Source organism: Caballeronia sp. ATUFL_M2_KS44, assembly GCF_023630965.1.
Classification (GTDB): domain Bacteria; phylum Pseudomonadota; class Gammaproteobacteria; order Burkholderiales; family Burkholderiaceae; genus Caballeronia; species Caballeronia concitans.
This window is the reverse complement of the sequence record NZ_JALQEA010000006.1, coordinates 926030-941527: the sequence shown is the minus strand read 5'-3', so window position 1 is coordinate 941527 and position 15498 is coordinate 926030. Positions and strand designations below refer to the sequence as shown.

At 64.4% G+C, this 15498-nt stretch carries 12 protein-coding genes; 6 read left to right on the top strand and 6 right to left on the bottom strand.

Annotation, left to right across the window (positions count from 1 at the left end; all coding sequences use genetic code 11):
• Positions 1-7: 7 nt before the first annotated feature.
• From rlmH to rng, 3 genes are read left to right on the top strand one after another with little or no spacing between them, the layout of a single operon-like run.
• A complete protein-coding gene (rlmH, locus tag NCR39_RS04450; RefSeq protein WP_250450936.1) occupies positions 8-478 on the top strand; it encodes a 23S rRNA (pseudouridine(1915)-N(3))-methyltransferase RlmH in 471 nt (156 codons plus the stop codon).
• 54 nt (positions 479-532) lie between these two features.
• Positions 533-1159 (top strand): Maf family protein, encoded by a 627-nt coding sequence (locus NCR39_RS04445; protein WP_250450935.1) that lies wholly within the window; start codon positions 533-535, stop codon positions 1157-1159.
• Positions 1160-1166: 7 nt separating this feature from the next.
• A complete protein-coding gene (gene rng / locus NCR39_RS04440) occupies positions 1167-2636 on the top strand; it encodes a ribonuclease G (protein WP_250450934.1) in 1470 nt (489 codons plus the stop codon).
• A gap of 22 nt (positions 2637-2658) precedes the next feature.
• On the opposite strand, the gene NCR39_RS04435 is transcribed toward rng, so the two are convergent.
• The 5 genes from NCR39_RS04435 to msbA all read right to left on the bottom strand — a co-directional run bounded on the left by NCR39_RS04435 (position 2659) and on the right by msbA (position 8979).
• The gene (locus tag NCR39_RS04435; RefSeq protein ID WP_250450933.1) at positions 2659-3948 is read right to left on the bottom strand and encodes an O-antigen ligase family protein; all 1290 of its coding nucleotides are present in this window, start codon (positions 3946-3948) and stop codon (positions 2659-2661) included.
• A gap of 25 nt (positions 3949-3973) precedes the next feature.
• Positions 3974-4993, bottom strand: coding sequence for a glycosyltransferase family 4 protein (locus NCR39_RS04430; RefSeq protein WP_250450931.1), 1020 nt, complete (start codon positions 4991-4993; stop codon positions 3974-3976).
• Between the two features lies 1 nt (position 4994).
• Positions 4995-6185, bottom strand: a complete 1191-nt coding sequence (locus tag NCR39_RS04425) for a glycosyltransferase family 4 protein (RefSeq protein WP_250450929.1) — start codon at positions 6183-6185, stop codon at positions 4995-4997.
• Positions 6182-7150, bottom strand: a complete 969-nt coding sequence (waaC, locus tag NCR39_RS04420) for a lipopolysaccharide heptosyltransferase I (RefSeq protein ID WP_250450927.1) — start codon at positions 7148-7150, stop codon at positions 6182-6184. The genes NCR39_RS04425 and waaC overlap by 4 nt, the downstream gene beginning before the upstream one ends.
• A 74-nt stretch (positions 7151-7224) precedes the next feature.
• Positions 7225-8979: a lipid A export permease/ATP-binding protein MsbA gene (gene msbA / locus NCR39_RS04415; protein ID WP_502800175.1), complete on the bottom strand. Its 1755-nt coding sequence runs from the start codon at positions 8977-8979 to the stop codon at positions 7225-7227.
• 241 nt (positions 8980-9220) lie between these two features.
• On the opposite strand from msbA, the gene NCR39_RS04410 reads away from it, so the two are divergent.
• The gene (locus tag NCR39_RS04410; protein WP_250450925.1) at positions 9221-9988 is read left to right on the top strand and encodes a glycosyltransferase family 2 protein; all 768 of its coding nucleotides are present in this window, start codon (positions 9221-9223) and stop codon (positions 9986-9988) included.
• Here NCR39_RS04410 and dnaE read toward each other — a convergent pair.
• Positions 9982-13509, bottom strand: a complete 3528-nt coding sequence (dnaE, locus tag NCR39_RS04405; protein WP_250450924.1) for a DNA polymerase III subunit alpha — start codon at positions 13507-13509, stop codon at positions 9982-9984. The two genes, NCR39_RS04410 and dnaE, sit on opposite strands and share 7 nt — an antisense overlap.
• 218 nt (positions 13510-13727) lie before the next feature.
• On the opposite strand from dnaE, the gene NCR39_RS04400 reads away from it, so the two are divergent.
• The gene (locus NCR39_RS04400) at positions 13728-14582 is read left to right on the top strand and encodes a sulfurtransferase (protein ID WP_250450923.1); all 855 of its coding nucleotides are present in this window, start codon (positions 13728-13730) and stop codon (positions 14580-14582) included.
• 10 nt (positions 14583-14592) lie between these two features.
• Positions 14593-15465, top strand: a complete 873-nt coding sequence (gene gluQRS, locus NCR39_RS04395) for a tRNA glutamyl-Q(34) synthetase GluQRS (RefSeq protein WP_250450922.1) — start codon at positions 14593-14595, stop codon at positions 15463-15465.
• Positions 15466-15498: the final 33 nt, after the last annotated feature.

The following is a 15498-nucleotide window of genomic DNA, read 5'->3' as shown; positions in this document are numbered from 1 at the left end:
CGTCTTCATGAAGCTGGTCATCCTTGCCGTCGGACACAAGATGCCCGACTGGATCACGAATGGCTTCGACGAATACGCGAAGCGCATGCCGCCCGAGTTGCGCATCGAGCTGAAGGAGATCAAGCCCGAGCAGCGCTCGTCGGGACGCAACGCCGAGAGCGTGATGGCTGCGGAGAAGCAGCGTATCGAAGCCGCTTTACCGAAGAACGCGCGCGTGATCGCACTCGACGAACGCGGCCGCGACTGGACCACGATGCAACTGGCGAACACCCTGCCCGGCTGGCAGCAGGACGGACGCGACGTGGCCTTCGTGATCGGCGGCGCGGACGGGCTCGCGCCCGAAGTGAAGGCGCGCGCCGAGATCATGCTGCGCGTGTCGAGCCTGACGCTGCCGCACGGCATGGTCCGCGTGCTGCTCGCCGAACAGCTTTACCGCGCGTGGAGCATCACGCAGAATCACCCCTACCATCGCGCGTAGGCCTTCCCGATAGTTGGACGTCGAAGGCCGCGCGCTTCGAATCCCGACTATCCGATGTCCGCTCATTTCACCGCTCATTCCTTCGTTTATCTCGCCTCGCAGAGCCCGCGCCGTCAGGAACTGCTTCGCCAACTCGGCGTGCGTTACGAACTGCTGTTGCCTCGCCCCGATGAAGACGCCGAAGCGCTCGAAGCCGAGCTGCCCGGCGAACCTGCCGACGCGTATGTCGTGCGCGTGTGCGCGCTGAAAGCGCAGGCCGCGCGCGATCGGCTCGTCGCGGGCAAGCATGCCGCCGCACCGATTCTCGTCGCCGATACGACCGTGACCATCGACGGCCTCATTCTCGGGAAGCCCTTGCATGAAGACGATGCCGTCGCGATGCTCGAACGCCTCGCCGGACGCGAGCACGAAGTGCTGACCGCGATCGCCGTCGTCGATGCGGAGGGCGCGCTGCTCGAACCGGTCCTGTCGCGCTCGACGGTGCGTTTCGCGGCCATCGACCGTGCTGCGCTGCAACGCTACGCCGCCACCGGCGAGCCGCTCGGCAAGGCCGGCGCGTACGGCATACAGGGCCGCGCGGCGGCGTTCATCGAGCGAATCGACGGGTCCTATTCGGGTATCATGGGTCTGCCCCTTTGCGAAACCGCAGCACTCTTGCGCGTGGCGCGCGTCGAATTCTAAACAGGCCATGAACGAAGAAATCCTGATCAACGTCACACCGCAGGAAACCCGCGTCGCACTGGTTCAGCAAGGCGCTGTTCAGGAACTTCATGTGGAGCGCACGCTGTCGCGCGGGCGCGTCGGCAACGTGTATCTCGGCAAGGTCGTGCGCGTGTTGCCGGGCATGCAGTCGGCCTTCATCGATATCGGTCTGGAACGCGCCGCGTTTCTTCATGTCGCCGATATCTGGCATCCGCGCATTGCGGGCGAAGCGCATGGATCGGGCACGCACACGCCGATCGAAAAGATCGTGTTCGAAGGACAGGCGCTGATGGTGCAGGTCGTGAAGGATCCGATCGGCACGAAGGGCGCGCGGCTATCGACGCAAGTGAGCATTGCCGGGCGCACGCTCGTGTATCTGCCGCAGGAGCCGCATATCGGCATCTCGCAGAAGATCGAAAGCGAAGCGGATCGTGAAGCCGTGCGCGCGCGGCTGACCGCCGTGTTGCCCGCCGACGAGAAAGGCGGCTATATCGTGCGCACGATCGCGGAAGACGCGACGAGCGAAGAGCTTGCCGCCGACGTCGCCTATCTGCGCAAGACGTGGGCGACCATCGTGACGCAGGCGCAGCGCGTGCCGCCCACGACGCTGCTGTATCAGGACTTGAACCTCGCGCAACGCGTGCTGCGCGATTTCGTCAACGACGAAACCACGCGCATTCAGGTGGATTCGCGCGAGACGTATCAGATGCTCGCGGATTTCGCGGCGGAGTTCACGCCGGCGGTGGCGTCGCGGCTGCATCACTACACGGGCGAGCGTCCGCTCTTCGATCTGTACAACATCGAGGCGGAGATTTTGCGGGCGCTGTCGCGGCGCGTGGATCTCAAGTCGGGCGGTTACCTGATGATCGACCAGACCGAAGCGATGACGACCATCGACGTGAACACGGGCGGCTACGTCGGCGCGCGCAATTTCGACGACACCATCTTCAAGACGAACCTCGAAGCGGCGCATACCATCGCGCGGCAACTGCGGTTGAGGAATCTCGGCGGGATCATCATCATCGATTTCATCGACATGGAGAATGTCGAGCATCGGGATCAGGTGCTGGGTGAACTCAAGAAGGCGTTGTCGCGGGATCGCACGCGGGTGACGGTGAACGGCTTCTCGCAGCTCGGGCTCGTGGAGATGACGCGCAAGCGCACGCGCGAGTCGCTCGCGCACGTGCTGTGCGAGCCTTGCCCGACGTGTCAGGGCAAGGGGCAGGTCAAGACGCCGCGCACCGTGTGCTACGACGTGCTGCGCGAGATCATGCGCGAATCGCGGCAGTTCAATCCGCGCGAGTTTCGCGTGGTGGCGTCGCAGCAGGTCATCGATCTCTTCCTGGAGGAAGAGTCGCAGCATCTGGCCATGCTGATGGACTTCATCGGGAAGCCCGTTTCGCTGCAGGTGGAATCGAACCTGAGTCAGGAGCAGTACGACATCGTGTTGATGTGACACCGCTCCCGCGCACATCTGCTTAAAGCGCCCGCGCCTCCGTGTTCCGCTTGGGCGCGGCGCTGATCAGAATGCCGATCAGGAACACGAACAGATTGCCTTCCGTGAAATTCAGCAGCAGCGAGTTCGCGAGGCATCCCAACACGAACGCGAAGAGATAGCCATTGGCGATGTCCCGCGCCGGCTCGGTGAGGCGCTTGCACGCGCGCGCCACGGCGACGAGAAACCACACGAACAGCGCCACGCCGATCAGCCCGAGCTGCACGCCCATCAGGAAAAACTCGTTGTGCGGATTGCCCGCCATCGCGGCGCGACCGCCCGTCTGCATGCTCGCGAGCCGCTCGAACTGCGTGCGCACGCTGCCCACGCCGTAGCCGGCAATCGGCCGCTGCGCGATCAGTTCGATACTGCGTCGATAGAACTCGATCCGCACGCCCATCGACGTGTTCTTGTTCTGCGTTTCGTACTGGGTGATTTCCCGCGCCGTATCGGCCAGGCGCGAATTCTTCCCGTGCATCACGAAAGCGCCCACGCACGCGCACACGACGACCACGCCGAGACCGGCGATCCAGCGCGTGCGCGTGTCGTATCGGCGGAACCGGCTCGCATGCACGACGAGGTAAATCGCCAGATACGCGATGGCGACCACCTGTCCCGTGCGGCCCTGCAGCACGAACAGCACGTTGATCATCGCGAGGATCGCGACCGCGTAGAGCGCCCGGCTCGCACCGGTGTGCTTCACCGACTTCGCGAGCGAAAACGACTGGCAGACGAGGAACGCCATCATCAGGCCGCCGGAGATGTGGTCCTTGAACACCCACGGCCGCGTCACCGGGTCCGTGCCGTGCACCGGTCCCACCGCCGTCCAGCCGAGGTAGTTCGTGTAGGTGAGCACCATCGTCAGCACGAGCGACGCGAAAAGCCCCCAAATGGCGAGCGTCGCCCAGGGCGCGGCTTTATCGTCGGCGAAAACGAGGTAAAGCAGCGGAATGAACAGGAGCTTCCGATACTTCATCAGGAAGTCGGTCGCCTCGTGGATGTCCGGCGACGTGTACGCGAGGCTCAACGACAGCGCGACGAACAGCACGAGCGCCGCCAGCCCGGCGGGCGAGTTGACGCGCAGCGATCGCGCCCGCCGCCAGACTTCCGGCGATGTCAGCGCCAGCACCGCGAACACGCCCGAGCCGAGATTCACCGCCGCCGTCGAGATCGGCACGAGGCAAAGCGTCAGGACGGCAAACCACCTTGCGAACACCAATTGGAAGGACTCGGTGCCCGACCGGCCCAGCTTCGAAATATATGTGACTTGCATTATGTGATTCCGCTACCCCGTTGCCTCACTTGGCGCTGCGCAAATAAAAATCGGCCCTGGCGCGCAGCGCGTCGTCCGAATAGATCGACTCGACGGTGCGCCGCGCCGCTTCCCCTATCGATACACGCAACGCGCGATCGGCGAGCAACGCGCCGACGAGACGCCGCGCTTCGTCAGTCGTATCGAAGAGAAAGCCGTTTTCGCCGTGACGAATCCATTCAGCATAGCCGCCGCGCCGGTGACAGACGACGGGCAGCCCGCACGCCATCGCTTCGAGCACCACGCGGCCGAACGTCTCCACGTGCGCGCCGGTCCGATAATAAAAGACATCGAGCCCGCGCAGGAAGTCGACTGCAGGCACCGCGCCTTCGGGCGATATCCGGATGGCCGGTGCGTCGGCGAGCGCGTCTTCGGCCGCCGCGCGCAGCGCCGTCGCGCCCTGCAGACGGATGTCGGCGCCCTCGCCGGCCCAGGCGCGATACAGCGCGATGTCTTCGAGATCGTGTTTGTCGAGCGTATCGCGGCTCAGGCGTCCGATGACCGGCCGCGCGTTCGCCGGATGCTGCCCGTCTGCGGGCGAGAACTGCGCGATGTCGATCGGCGACGGCTGCACTTCGCCATCCACGCCGAGCAGCGTCTTCTGGAAGTCCGAAATGAACACGTATTCGGTGCGCGGCCAGCGCAGCATCGGCGGATGCGTCGCGGTCAGCGCGAGCAGCTTCGGGTGAAAAGTGTTGAAAACATAGATGAGACGCTGCGGCGCGCGGCACAGATACGGCCACAGCTTGTTTCGCCAGTGCGATCCGACGAACACGAACGTGCCGCCATTCGGACGATGCCCCGCACCGAGCCCGAGCCCGATCCGCCGAATGCCATGACGGCGCGCCAGTTCCGGCGAGCAACGCGACGACGGCGACCACAGCGTGAGATCGCTGCGATCGCGCAACAGGCGGGCGATGTGCAGCGCTTCCTGCTCGCTGCCGCCGTTTTCATTCATGAATCCGTTGATGAGGTGAATGATCGGCTTGCGCAAGGCGTCGGGCATCTCAGCTTGAGGTTGAAAGACGCGTCGAGATCGGACGCGGCGCATACGGCGCCGGTGCGGACATGGCCGGCGCGACCCGGCGATACACCGCTTCGGTCGCGTCGATGAACCGCTTGCCCGAAAACTCGCGCACCGCTCTTGCACGCGCGCGGGCGCCGATCGCCGGCAACTGACTGCGCCCCGCGATGATCGACTCGAGCGTCGCACTCAGCGCTTCGACATTGCGCGGCTCGACGATCCAGCCGTCCACGCCGTCGTCGATGTTCTCCGGCAGGCCCGCATAGCGCGTGACGATCACGGGCTTGGCCATTGCCATCATCTCCCGGCACGCGAACGACACGGTTTCCACCGCATACGAAAGCACGAAGCCCACGTCGAACGTGGCGATGAAGTCCGCCACATTTTCCACGAAGCCGACGACTTGCACATGGTCTTTCATGTTCAAGGCGTCGATGCTCTGCCGCTGCTCATCGTTCGGCTCCGTGCCGACCACGACCACGACAACCTGCTCGCGCAAGTCGGCCGGGAGCGCGGCCACCGCTGCGATCATGTCCGTCGTTCCCTTGTACGAATCGAAGCCGGTGACGGTGCCGATCACTAAACGCTTCGCTCGCTCGGAGCCGAGCAACGCCTTGCGCTGCTCATGCGCTGCCGCAGTATCGCGCGGCGCATATTTGCCAAGGTCGATGCCGTTCTTGACGACCGTCACCGGACAATGGCCATAAACCGATTGCTGCACGAGCTGCGCGGTCGAATCCGCGACGGCGATGACCGCGTCGGTGGCGCGCATCGCGCGAAGACGTGTCAGGAAATCGCGCTTGATCGCAATCGAGTTGTGCTTCGTATAAACGATGCCCGGCCGATGCCCCTTCCACCACAACATCACAAGCAGCAACAGACGATGGTCCGGCGAGCCGTTGACATGAATCACGTCGAACCGCTCGCGCTGGATCAGCGTCCGCAGCGCGCGCCAGGCCGCGCGCATTCGCGGGAAGTCCTTGATCTTCGCGGGAAAGTCCATCGGCAGCGCCGTGACGCGCGGCACCCCGCGCACGTGCTCGATCAGCCGGCTCGTGCCGGGCGCTGCGACGAAAACCTGATGCCGCGCAGACAGCGCCTGCGCGATTGCAACGATATACGTGTCATGGCCTCCGCCGCGGCCATCGTGAAAATTCGTCAGAAGTATCTTCAAAAACGCATGCCTACAGAATCGATGGCCGCAAGCGCCTGATCGACGGAAGGCGGATTGCCTTCATCGCCGATCGAAACGCACAGGCCGGGAACATCCACACCAAAATGCGGCCGCGAGGTCGCACTGAAAATCATCACGGTCGGGCGGCGCAGTTCGCTCGCGAGATGCACGAGGCCCGTATCCGTTCCGACGACGAGCGCCGCCAGCGCAATGTGCTGCGCCATCTCCTCGATCGTCAGTTTCGGCAGCACGCGCGCGCCCGGCACGCTCTGCGCGATCGCTTCGGCATCGCGCCGCTCGGCATCCGAACCCCACGGCAGAAGCGGCGTGACCCCGCGCTCCGCGAGCGCCTTGCCGACCGCAATCCACCTGTCGAGCGGCCAGCGCTTTTCCGGCTTCGACGTCGCGTGAAACAGCAAGGCGAACGGCATGTCCTTCGTCACCGGAAGCGGCGCGGCAGGCTTCGGAATGGCGAAGACGCTGGGCGGCGCGGCGTCGATGGAATAGCCGAGCGTGTCGGCAAGCGTCTGGCGCATGCCGCGCCACGCATTCGCGTCCTGGCGCGGCGCGAAGCGATGCGTATAGGCGAACGCGGCGCCGCGCTCGCCCAGATTGACGCTGGAGTAGCCGAAGCGCCGCTTCGAGCGCGCGAGAAACGAGATGATCGCGCTCTTGTACACGCCGTGAAGATCGAACACGGCGTCGTAGCGTTCGCGCCGTAAATCGGCGATGGACGCCCAGATCGCCTTCAGATCGTCAAGATTGCGCGCCTTCTTGAAGCGCCGCAGCGGCGCGCACAGCACGCGCGCGACGCCCGCGTTCCAGCGCGGAATGTCGGCGAAATTCTCGTCGGTCGCCCAGTCGACCTTGAGGCCCGGAAACGCGCGATGCAGGTCACCGACGACTGCCTGCGCCTGAATGACATCGCCCAAAGAACTGACCTTCACTATCAAAACCCGCTTCATTCTGCGATCGCTTGCATGGTGGAAACCGTTCGTTCGACAAAGGCGAGTTTGAAAAGGCAAGCAGCATGAAAAGCTCAGGCCGCCTGCTGCTGATACTGAATGCGATGCAGATGCGCGTAAAGACCGCCGAGCCGCAGCAATTCGGCATGACTGCCCTGCTCCGCGATCTTGCCCGCCTCCAGCACGAGGATGCGGTCCGCGCGCTCGATGGTCGACAGCCGGTGCGCGATCACGAGTGTCGTGCGGCCCTTCATCAGCGTCTCGAGCGCGGACTGCACGTGACGCTCCGATTCCGAATCCAGCGCCGACGTGGCTTCGTCGAGGATCAGGATCGGCGCGTCCTTGTAGATGGCGCGCGCAATGGCGAGCCGCTGCCGCTGGCCACCCGACAGGCGCATGCCATTGCCGCCGATCAGCGTATCGATGCCATCAGGCATGGAAGCGATGACATCGGCGAGATTCGCGGCGGCGAGCGCGGCCAGCACGCGGTCACGGTCGGGCACGGTGCCGTACGCGACGTTCGCGGCGATCGTGTCGTTGAAGAGCACGACGTCCTGGCTGACCATGGCGATCTGCGCGCGCAAATCGTGCAGCGCGTATTCCGAGATCGGCACGCCATCGACGAGCACCTGGCCGCCGGCGGGATCGAAGAAGCGCGGCAGCAGGTTCACGAGCGTGGTCTTGCCGCTGCCCGACGGCCCCGCGAGCGCGACCATCTCGCCGGGCGCGACCTTGAACGAGACGTGATCGAGCGTGGCGCGATCCTGCGTGCCGTAATTGAACGACACGTCCCGGAATTCGATACTGCCTTCGGCGCGCGTGAGCGAACGACCGCCGCCGGCCGGCTCGGGCGGTTCGTCGATGAGGCCGAAGATCAGCTCGGCTGCCGTCACGCCGCGCTGCAGCGGCTGGTTCACATCGATCAGATGCTTGAGCGGCGAAATGACGAGCAGCATCGACGTGACGAACGCGACGAAACCGCCGACCGTCGTCTGGTCGCTCGCGGACTGCAGCACCGCAATGGTCAGCACGATGGCGAGCGCAATCGACGCGAGAAACTGCGTCAGCGGCTGGGCGAGGCCGCCAGAGACCTGCATGCGCATGGCGTAGCCGCGCAGCCGGTTGCTCATTTCCGTGAAGCGCCCCATTTCGTACGGTTCGCCGTTGTGCACCTTCACGACCTTGTAGCCGCCGACCGTCTCTTCGACGATATACGACAGCTCGTTGGTCAGCATCTGATGCTCGCGATTGAGCCGCCGCAAGCGCCGGTTGATCTTCGAAACGAGCCAGCCGATGCCCGGCAGAATGACCGCGACGATCAGCGTGAGACGCCAGTTGAGGATGAACAGATACCCGAGCAGGAACACGACGGTGAGCGAATCGCGCACGAGCGTCACGACGACGCCCGACAGCACCTGCAAAATCTGGTTCACTTCGAACACGATCGCGTTGATGATCGTGCTCGCGGTCTCGCGCTGGAAGAAGCCCGCGCTCGTGTGGATCATGCGGTCGAACATCTGCAAGCGCAGTTGCAGCAGAATCTTGTTCGACACGTACGAAAGAAAATAGCCGGAAGCGTATTGCGCGGCGCCGCGAATGAGCGCGAGGCCGACCACCGCGACAGGCACGAGCCAGCGGGCCTTGTCGCTGCCCTTCGTGCCGAAACCGTGATCGAGCAGCGGCTTGAGCAGCATCGGAATGCCGGCTTCGCTCGCGGCGACGAAACCCATCGCGAGAAGGCCTAAGAGCACGAAGCCCATGAGCGGCTTGAGGTAAGGCCAAAGCCGCCGTATGACGGCCGTGGACGATGAAGTCTCGCCCGCGCCGATGGTCTTCCTAAGTGTCTGCTTCTCGCTCAAATCGTCCTCTGCGCTGCGTTGTCCCGGCGAACGAACGCGCCAGCCGGGCGAAAAACCACGCCGGACCGCAAAGCCCGGTGCCACAACAATCCGCCATTCTAAACCGACGGGCACGCGCGACTCACTACGCGTTGCAGGCGTGAACCGCAACCGATGGTCTTAAAATACGCGCCACGATCCATCCAGCCACGAAGGGCATCGGCCCGACCTTATGACGCACGCAAGCCTCGGCATCGCCATCATCACGCACAATGCGGCTGCGCGGCTCGCGCAATGCCTCGATTCGGTCTCCTTCGCCGACGATATCGTCGTGATCGACGGCGGCAGCACCGATGCGACCGTGGATATCGCGAAGGCGCACGGCGCGCGCGTGCTGATCGAGCGCGAATGGCCGGGCTTCGGCCCGCAGAAAAACCGCGCGCTCGATGCGCTCGCGACCGACTGGGTGCTTTCCATCGACGCCGACGAAGTCGTCACGCCGGAAATGGCCACGGCCATCCGGGCCGCGATCGCGAATCCGCGCGCCGATGTGTATTCAGTGGACCGGCTCTCGAGCTTCTGCGGCCAATGGATCAGGCACAGCGGCTGGTATCCCGACTGGATTCCCCGCCTCTTCAAACGCGGTTCGGCGCGCTTTTCGAATGATCTCGTGCACGAACGCCTCGTCGTGCAGACCGGTGCGCCCGTCGCGCGGCTCGAAGGCAAGCTGCTGCACTACTCGTACGAAGACTTCGAAACGGTGGCGCGCAAGCTCGATGCCTATTCGACGGCCGGCGCGCAACAACGCCACGCCGCCGGCAAGCGCGGAAGTCTCGGCATGGCGATCACGCGCGGGCTATGGGCGTTTCTCAGAACCTACGTGCTGCGGCGCGGCTTCCTCGACGGACGATCGGGCTTCATGATCGCCGTCTTCAATGCGGAGACTGTGTATTACCGCTTCCTCAAGCTCGCGCATCTGAACCAACGCGGGAATCAGTAAACAACCTCGACCTCGCTGCCCGCGAACTCGCCGCGCAACGCCATGATGAGTTCGTCGGTCGGCTTGACGCGCCATGCATCGCCCAGGCGCACTTCGCCTTCGGCGTGCTCGCTGCGATACACGATGCTCACGTTCAGCCCGTTCGGAATCGGCGCGGATTGCCGCGAGCGGCCGTTCTCGCGCGACGGCTGCGCGACGGGCGCCGGCGCCGTTTCCGCGCCCGCCGTGTGCGCTTCGAGCACGCGCTTGAGGCGCAGTGCATCGGCGTTGCCGTTCATTTCCACCTTCACCGATTGCGCATAGCGGCTGCGCGCGCGTTCGAGGTCCATCGCGGTATCGACGGTAAAGCGGATGCCGCCCGTGAACGCGTCGTTGCGCGCCTGGCCCTGCACGACGAGCAGCTCGTCTTCCTTGAAGAGCGCCTTGTTCGCTTCGAACTGCTCGTTGAAAACGGTGACTTCGCACTGGCCGCTGCCGTCGTCGAGATTGACGATCAGCATCTTGCCGCGCTGAGTCATCTGCGTGCGCAGCGACGAAATCACGCCCGCGACGAGTTTGTCGCGCCCTTCCTTCAGCTCGCCGATCTTCTGGCGCACGAAGCGGCGCACTTCGCCCTTGTAGGCATCGAAAAGATGGCCGGACAGATAGAAGCCGAGCGCGGTCTTCTCTTCCTGCAAGCGCTTCTTGTCCGACCACATCGGCTCGTCGACGTATTCGTGCTTCGCGAGCGGCGCGTCGCCCATGTCGAAGAGACCGGCTTGCATGGCGTTGGCGGCGGCCTGCTCGGCGGCTTCCATCGCCATCGGCACGGACGCGAGCAGTTGCGCGCGATTCGCGTGAACGGTGTCGAACGCGCCGGCGCGAATCAGCGCTTCCACCGTCCGGCGATTCACCACGCGGCGATCGATGCGCTCGCAGAAATCGAAGAGATCGGTGAACGGACCGTCTTCGCGCGCGCGCAGAATTTCCTCGATCGCGTTCTGGCCGCTGCCCTTCACCGCGCCGAGACCGTAGCGAATGGTGCGCGAGCGCTTGCCGTCGGCCTCCGCGACCGGTTCGAAGCGATACGCCGAACGATTGATGTCCGGCGGCAGCACGGCCATGCCGTTCGTGATGCAGTCCTCGAAGAGGATCTTCACCTTGTCGGTGTCGTCCATGGCGAGCGACATGTTGGCCGCCATGAATTCCGCCGGATGATGCGCCTTCAGCCACGCCGTGTAATACGCGAGCAGCGCATACGCCGCGGCGTGCGACTTGTTGAAGCCGTAGCCCGCGAACTTCTCCATCAAATCGAAGATTTCGTCGGACTTCTCGCGCGAAAGACCGTTCTTCGCCGCGCCTTCCGCGAACAATTCGCGATGCTGCGCCATCTCCTCGGGCTTCTTCTTGCCCATCGCGCGACGCAGCAAGTCCGCGCCGCCGAGCGAGTAGCCGCCGATGATCTGCGCCATCTGCATCACCTGCTCCTGATAGACCATGATCCCGTAGGTCTCTTTCAGAACAGGTTCGACGCGCGGATCCGGGTACTCGACGATCTCGCGCCCGTGCTTGCGCGCGCAGAAGCTCGGAATCAGGTCCATCGGGCCCGGCCGATACAGCGCCACCAGCGCGATGATGTCCTCGAAGCGGTCCGGCTGCGCGTCCTTCAGCATGCCCTGCATGCCGCGGCTTTCCAGCTGGAACACGGCGACGGTATTCGCTTTCTTGAGGATGGTGAAGGACGCCGGATCGTCCAGCGGAACCTGCGCAAGGCTCCAGTCCTTCTTCGACGGATCGAGCCGGCGGATATAACGCTCGGCCCAGTCGAGAATGGTGAGCGTGGTCAGGCCCAGAAAGTCGAACTTGACGAGACCGACGGCTTCCACGTCGTCCTTGTCGTACTGGCTGACGACGCCGCCGTCTTCGCCCTGCGTGTAGAGCGGACAGAAGTCGGTGAGCTTGCCCGGCGCGATCAGCACGCCGCCCGCGTGCATGCCCACATTTCGCGTCAGCCCTTCCACGCGCTGCGCGAGTTCGAGCAACTGATGCACTTCGTCTTCGGAATCGAAGCGTTCCTGAAGCGTCGGCTCTTCCTTCATCGCATCCGCGATGGTCACGTGCTTGCCCGGCTTGAACGGAATCAGCTTGGCGATGCCGTCCGTGAACATGTAGCCGAGATCGAGCACGCGGCCGATGTCGCGCACCGCGGCCTTCGCCGCCATCGTGCCGAAGGTTGCGATCTGCGAGACCGCATCCGCGCCGTACTTGCCCTTCACATACTGGATGACGCGATCGCGCCCTTCCTGACAGAAGTCGATGTCGAAGTCAGGCATCGACACGCGTTCCGGATTCAGGAATCGCTCGAACAGCAGGTTGTAGCGAAGCGGATCGAGGTCCGTGATGCCGAGCGCATACGCGACGAGCGAGCCTGCGCCCGAACCGCGCCCGGGACCGACCGGCACGCCGTTGTTCTTCGCCCACATGATGAAGTCGGCGACGATCAGGAAGTAGCCCGGAAAGCCCATCTTGATGATCGTGCCGCACTCGAATTCGAGGCGCGCGTAGTACGTCTCGCGCTGCGCCCCGCGCTCGGCTTCATCGGGATAAAGCTGCGCGAGCCGCACTTCCAGCCCTTCCTTCGACAACTGCACGAGGTAGTCGTCGAGCGACATGCCATCGGGCGTCGGGAAAAGCGGCAGCTTCGGCTTGCCGAGTTCGAGCGTGAGATTGCAGCGTTTCGCGATTTCGACGGTATTCGCGAGCGCCGAAGGAATGTCCGCGAACAGCGCGCACATCTCCGCTTGCGTGCGGAAAAACTGGTCCTGCGTGAAGCGCTTCTGACGGCGCGGATTCGCGAGGATATCGCCTTCCGAAATGCAGACGCGCGCTTCGTGCGCGGTGAAGTCGTCGGGCGTCATGAACTGCATCGGATGCGTCGCGACGACAGGCAGACGCAGCTTCGCCGCCAGCGCGACGGCTTCCTGGATATACGCCTGCTCGCCCGGCTGACCGGCGCGTTGCAGCTCGATATAGAACGCGTTCGGAAAAAGTTGCGCCCAGCGCGCGGCGTGACGCTCGGCGCTCGCTTCGTTGCCCGCCGCCAGCGCCATGCCGATGTCGCCGCCCTGCGCGCCCGACAACGCGAGCAAACCCGTGGCGAGCCCTTCTTCGAGCCATTCGACCATCACTTCCGCGCGCCCGCGATACTGGTTCGTGAGCCACGCGCGGCTCAGCAATTCGCACAGATTGAGATAGCCGATCCTGTCGCGCACGAGCAAAAGCAGGCGCGAAGGCTTGTCGCGATCGGCGGGATTGGTGATCCAGACATCGCAGCCGGCGATCGGCTTGATGCCCTTTCCGCGTGCTTCCTTGTAGAAGCGCACGAGACCGAAGGCGTTGGCGAGATCGGTGAGCGCGAGCGCGCCCTGACCGTCTTTCGCGGCGGCTTTGACGACGTCGTCCAGCCGCACGATGCCATCGGCGATCGAGAATTCGGAGTGGACGCGGAGATGAACGAAGCGGGGATCTGACATGGGCGACATTGTACATCCGTGCCGTCGCAAAAAAGCCCGCGCGGGCAGCGTTGGCCGAACGGATAAGGCGCTCCCGCACTCTCGAAATTGAGCGGCGACAAGGCTTTGCGGGAAGGCCGGCTCGCGCCGGTGAAAGCCCGCGCGCCGTTTGCGGGATAATACGGGTTTTGCGCGGCGGCCCGCTGCCGCGCGTGTTTCGTTCTTACCCGTTTCGCCGGCTTTTCATCATGAACATATTGAATCTCTCCGCCTATAAATTCGTCACGATCGAGGACGGCGCCGCGTGGCGGCCGCTCGTCACCGACCGCTGCAACGCGCTCGGTCTCAAGGGCACGATCCTGCTGGCGCCGGAGGGCATCAACCTGTTCATTTCGGGGCCGATTCGCGAAGTGCGCGCGTTCATCGACTACATTCGGACCGACGCGCTTTTCGGCGGCCGTTTCGCCGACCTGCAGTTCAAGGAAAGCCTCTCGGACACGCAGCCGTTCCGCCGCATGCTGGTGCGCCTGAAGCGCGAAATCATCACGATGAAAAAGCCCGCGATCCAGCCGGAACTCGGCCGCGCGCCCGCCGTCGATGCGCCCACGCTCAAGAGCTGGCTCGACCGCGGCCACGACGACGAAGGCCGCCCGGTCGTGATGCTCGACACGCGCAATGCGTTCGAAGTCGATGTCGGCACGTTCGATCACGCGCTCGACTACCGCATCGCCAAGTTCAGCGAGTTTCCGGCGGTGATCGAGCAGAACCGCGCCGATCTGGAAGGCAAGACGGTGGTGTCGTTCTGCACGGGCGGCATTCGCTGCGAGAAGGCCGCGATTCACATGAAGGAAGTTGGCATCGAGCATGTTTATCAGCTCGAAGGCGGCATTCTGAAGTATTTCGAGGAAGTGGGCGGCGCGCATTACAACGGCGACTGCTTTGTGTTCGATTACCGCACCGCGCTCAATCCGCAGCTCGAACCGACGGCGACGTCGCAATGCTTCGCGTGCCGCGCGGTCGTGAGCGTCGAGGACCAGCAATCGCCGTATTACAAGCCGGGCGAATCGTGTCCGGCGTGCCACCCCGAAGCGAAGGCGGCTTAAAGCGCCTCCGATGACCTATCGCGGCCGTTTCGCGCCCTCGCCCACCGGCCCGCTGCATGCGGGATCGCTCGTGAGCGCGCTCGCGAGTTATCTCGATGCCCGCGCGCACGGCGGACGATGGATCGTGCGAATCGAAGATGTGGACGCGCCGCGCACCGTCGCAGGCGCGGCCGACGATATCCTCGCGACGCTCGCGCATTTCGGCATGCATTCCGACGAGCCGCCCGTCTGGCAAAGCCAGCGCGACGACGCCTACGCGAAGGCGTTCGCGCGGTTGCAGGCGGCGGGTCTCATCTATCCGTGCGGCTGCACGCGCCGCGAGATCGCGGATTCGCTCGTGCATGCGCATGCGCGTCACGCGACGCTCGCCTATCCCGGCACCTGTCGCCATGGCCTGAACGGCCGCCCGGCGCGCGCGTGGCGGCTGCGCGTGCCGGACGGCGATGCGGCGTGCATCGCGTTCGTGGATCGCTGGCAGGGTCCGCAGTCGCAGGATCTGGCGACCGAAGTCGGCGATTTCGCGCTGAAGCGCGCGGACGGCTTGTGGGCGTATCAACTGGCCGTGGTCGTCGATGACGCCGACGCGCGCATCACGCATATCGTGCGCGGCGCAGACCTGCTGGATTCGACCGCGCGCCAGATCTATTTGCAGCGATGCCTCGGCGTGCCGACGCCGTCGTATCTGCACGTGCCGGTGCTCAACAACGAGGCCGGCGAAAAGCTCAGCAAGCAGACGGGCGCGGCGCCGCTCGATCTCGACTCGCCGCTCGATGTGCTCGTGCAGGCAGCGCGGCACTTGGGTCTGGATGCATCGCCGGCGCGAACGCTCGACGCTTTCTACGCGCTGACGACAGCGGACTGGGCGCGGCGCTTCGGGCGCTAGATGGAAAAACGGCAGCCGAACCGGCTGCCGTTT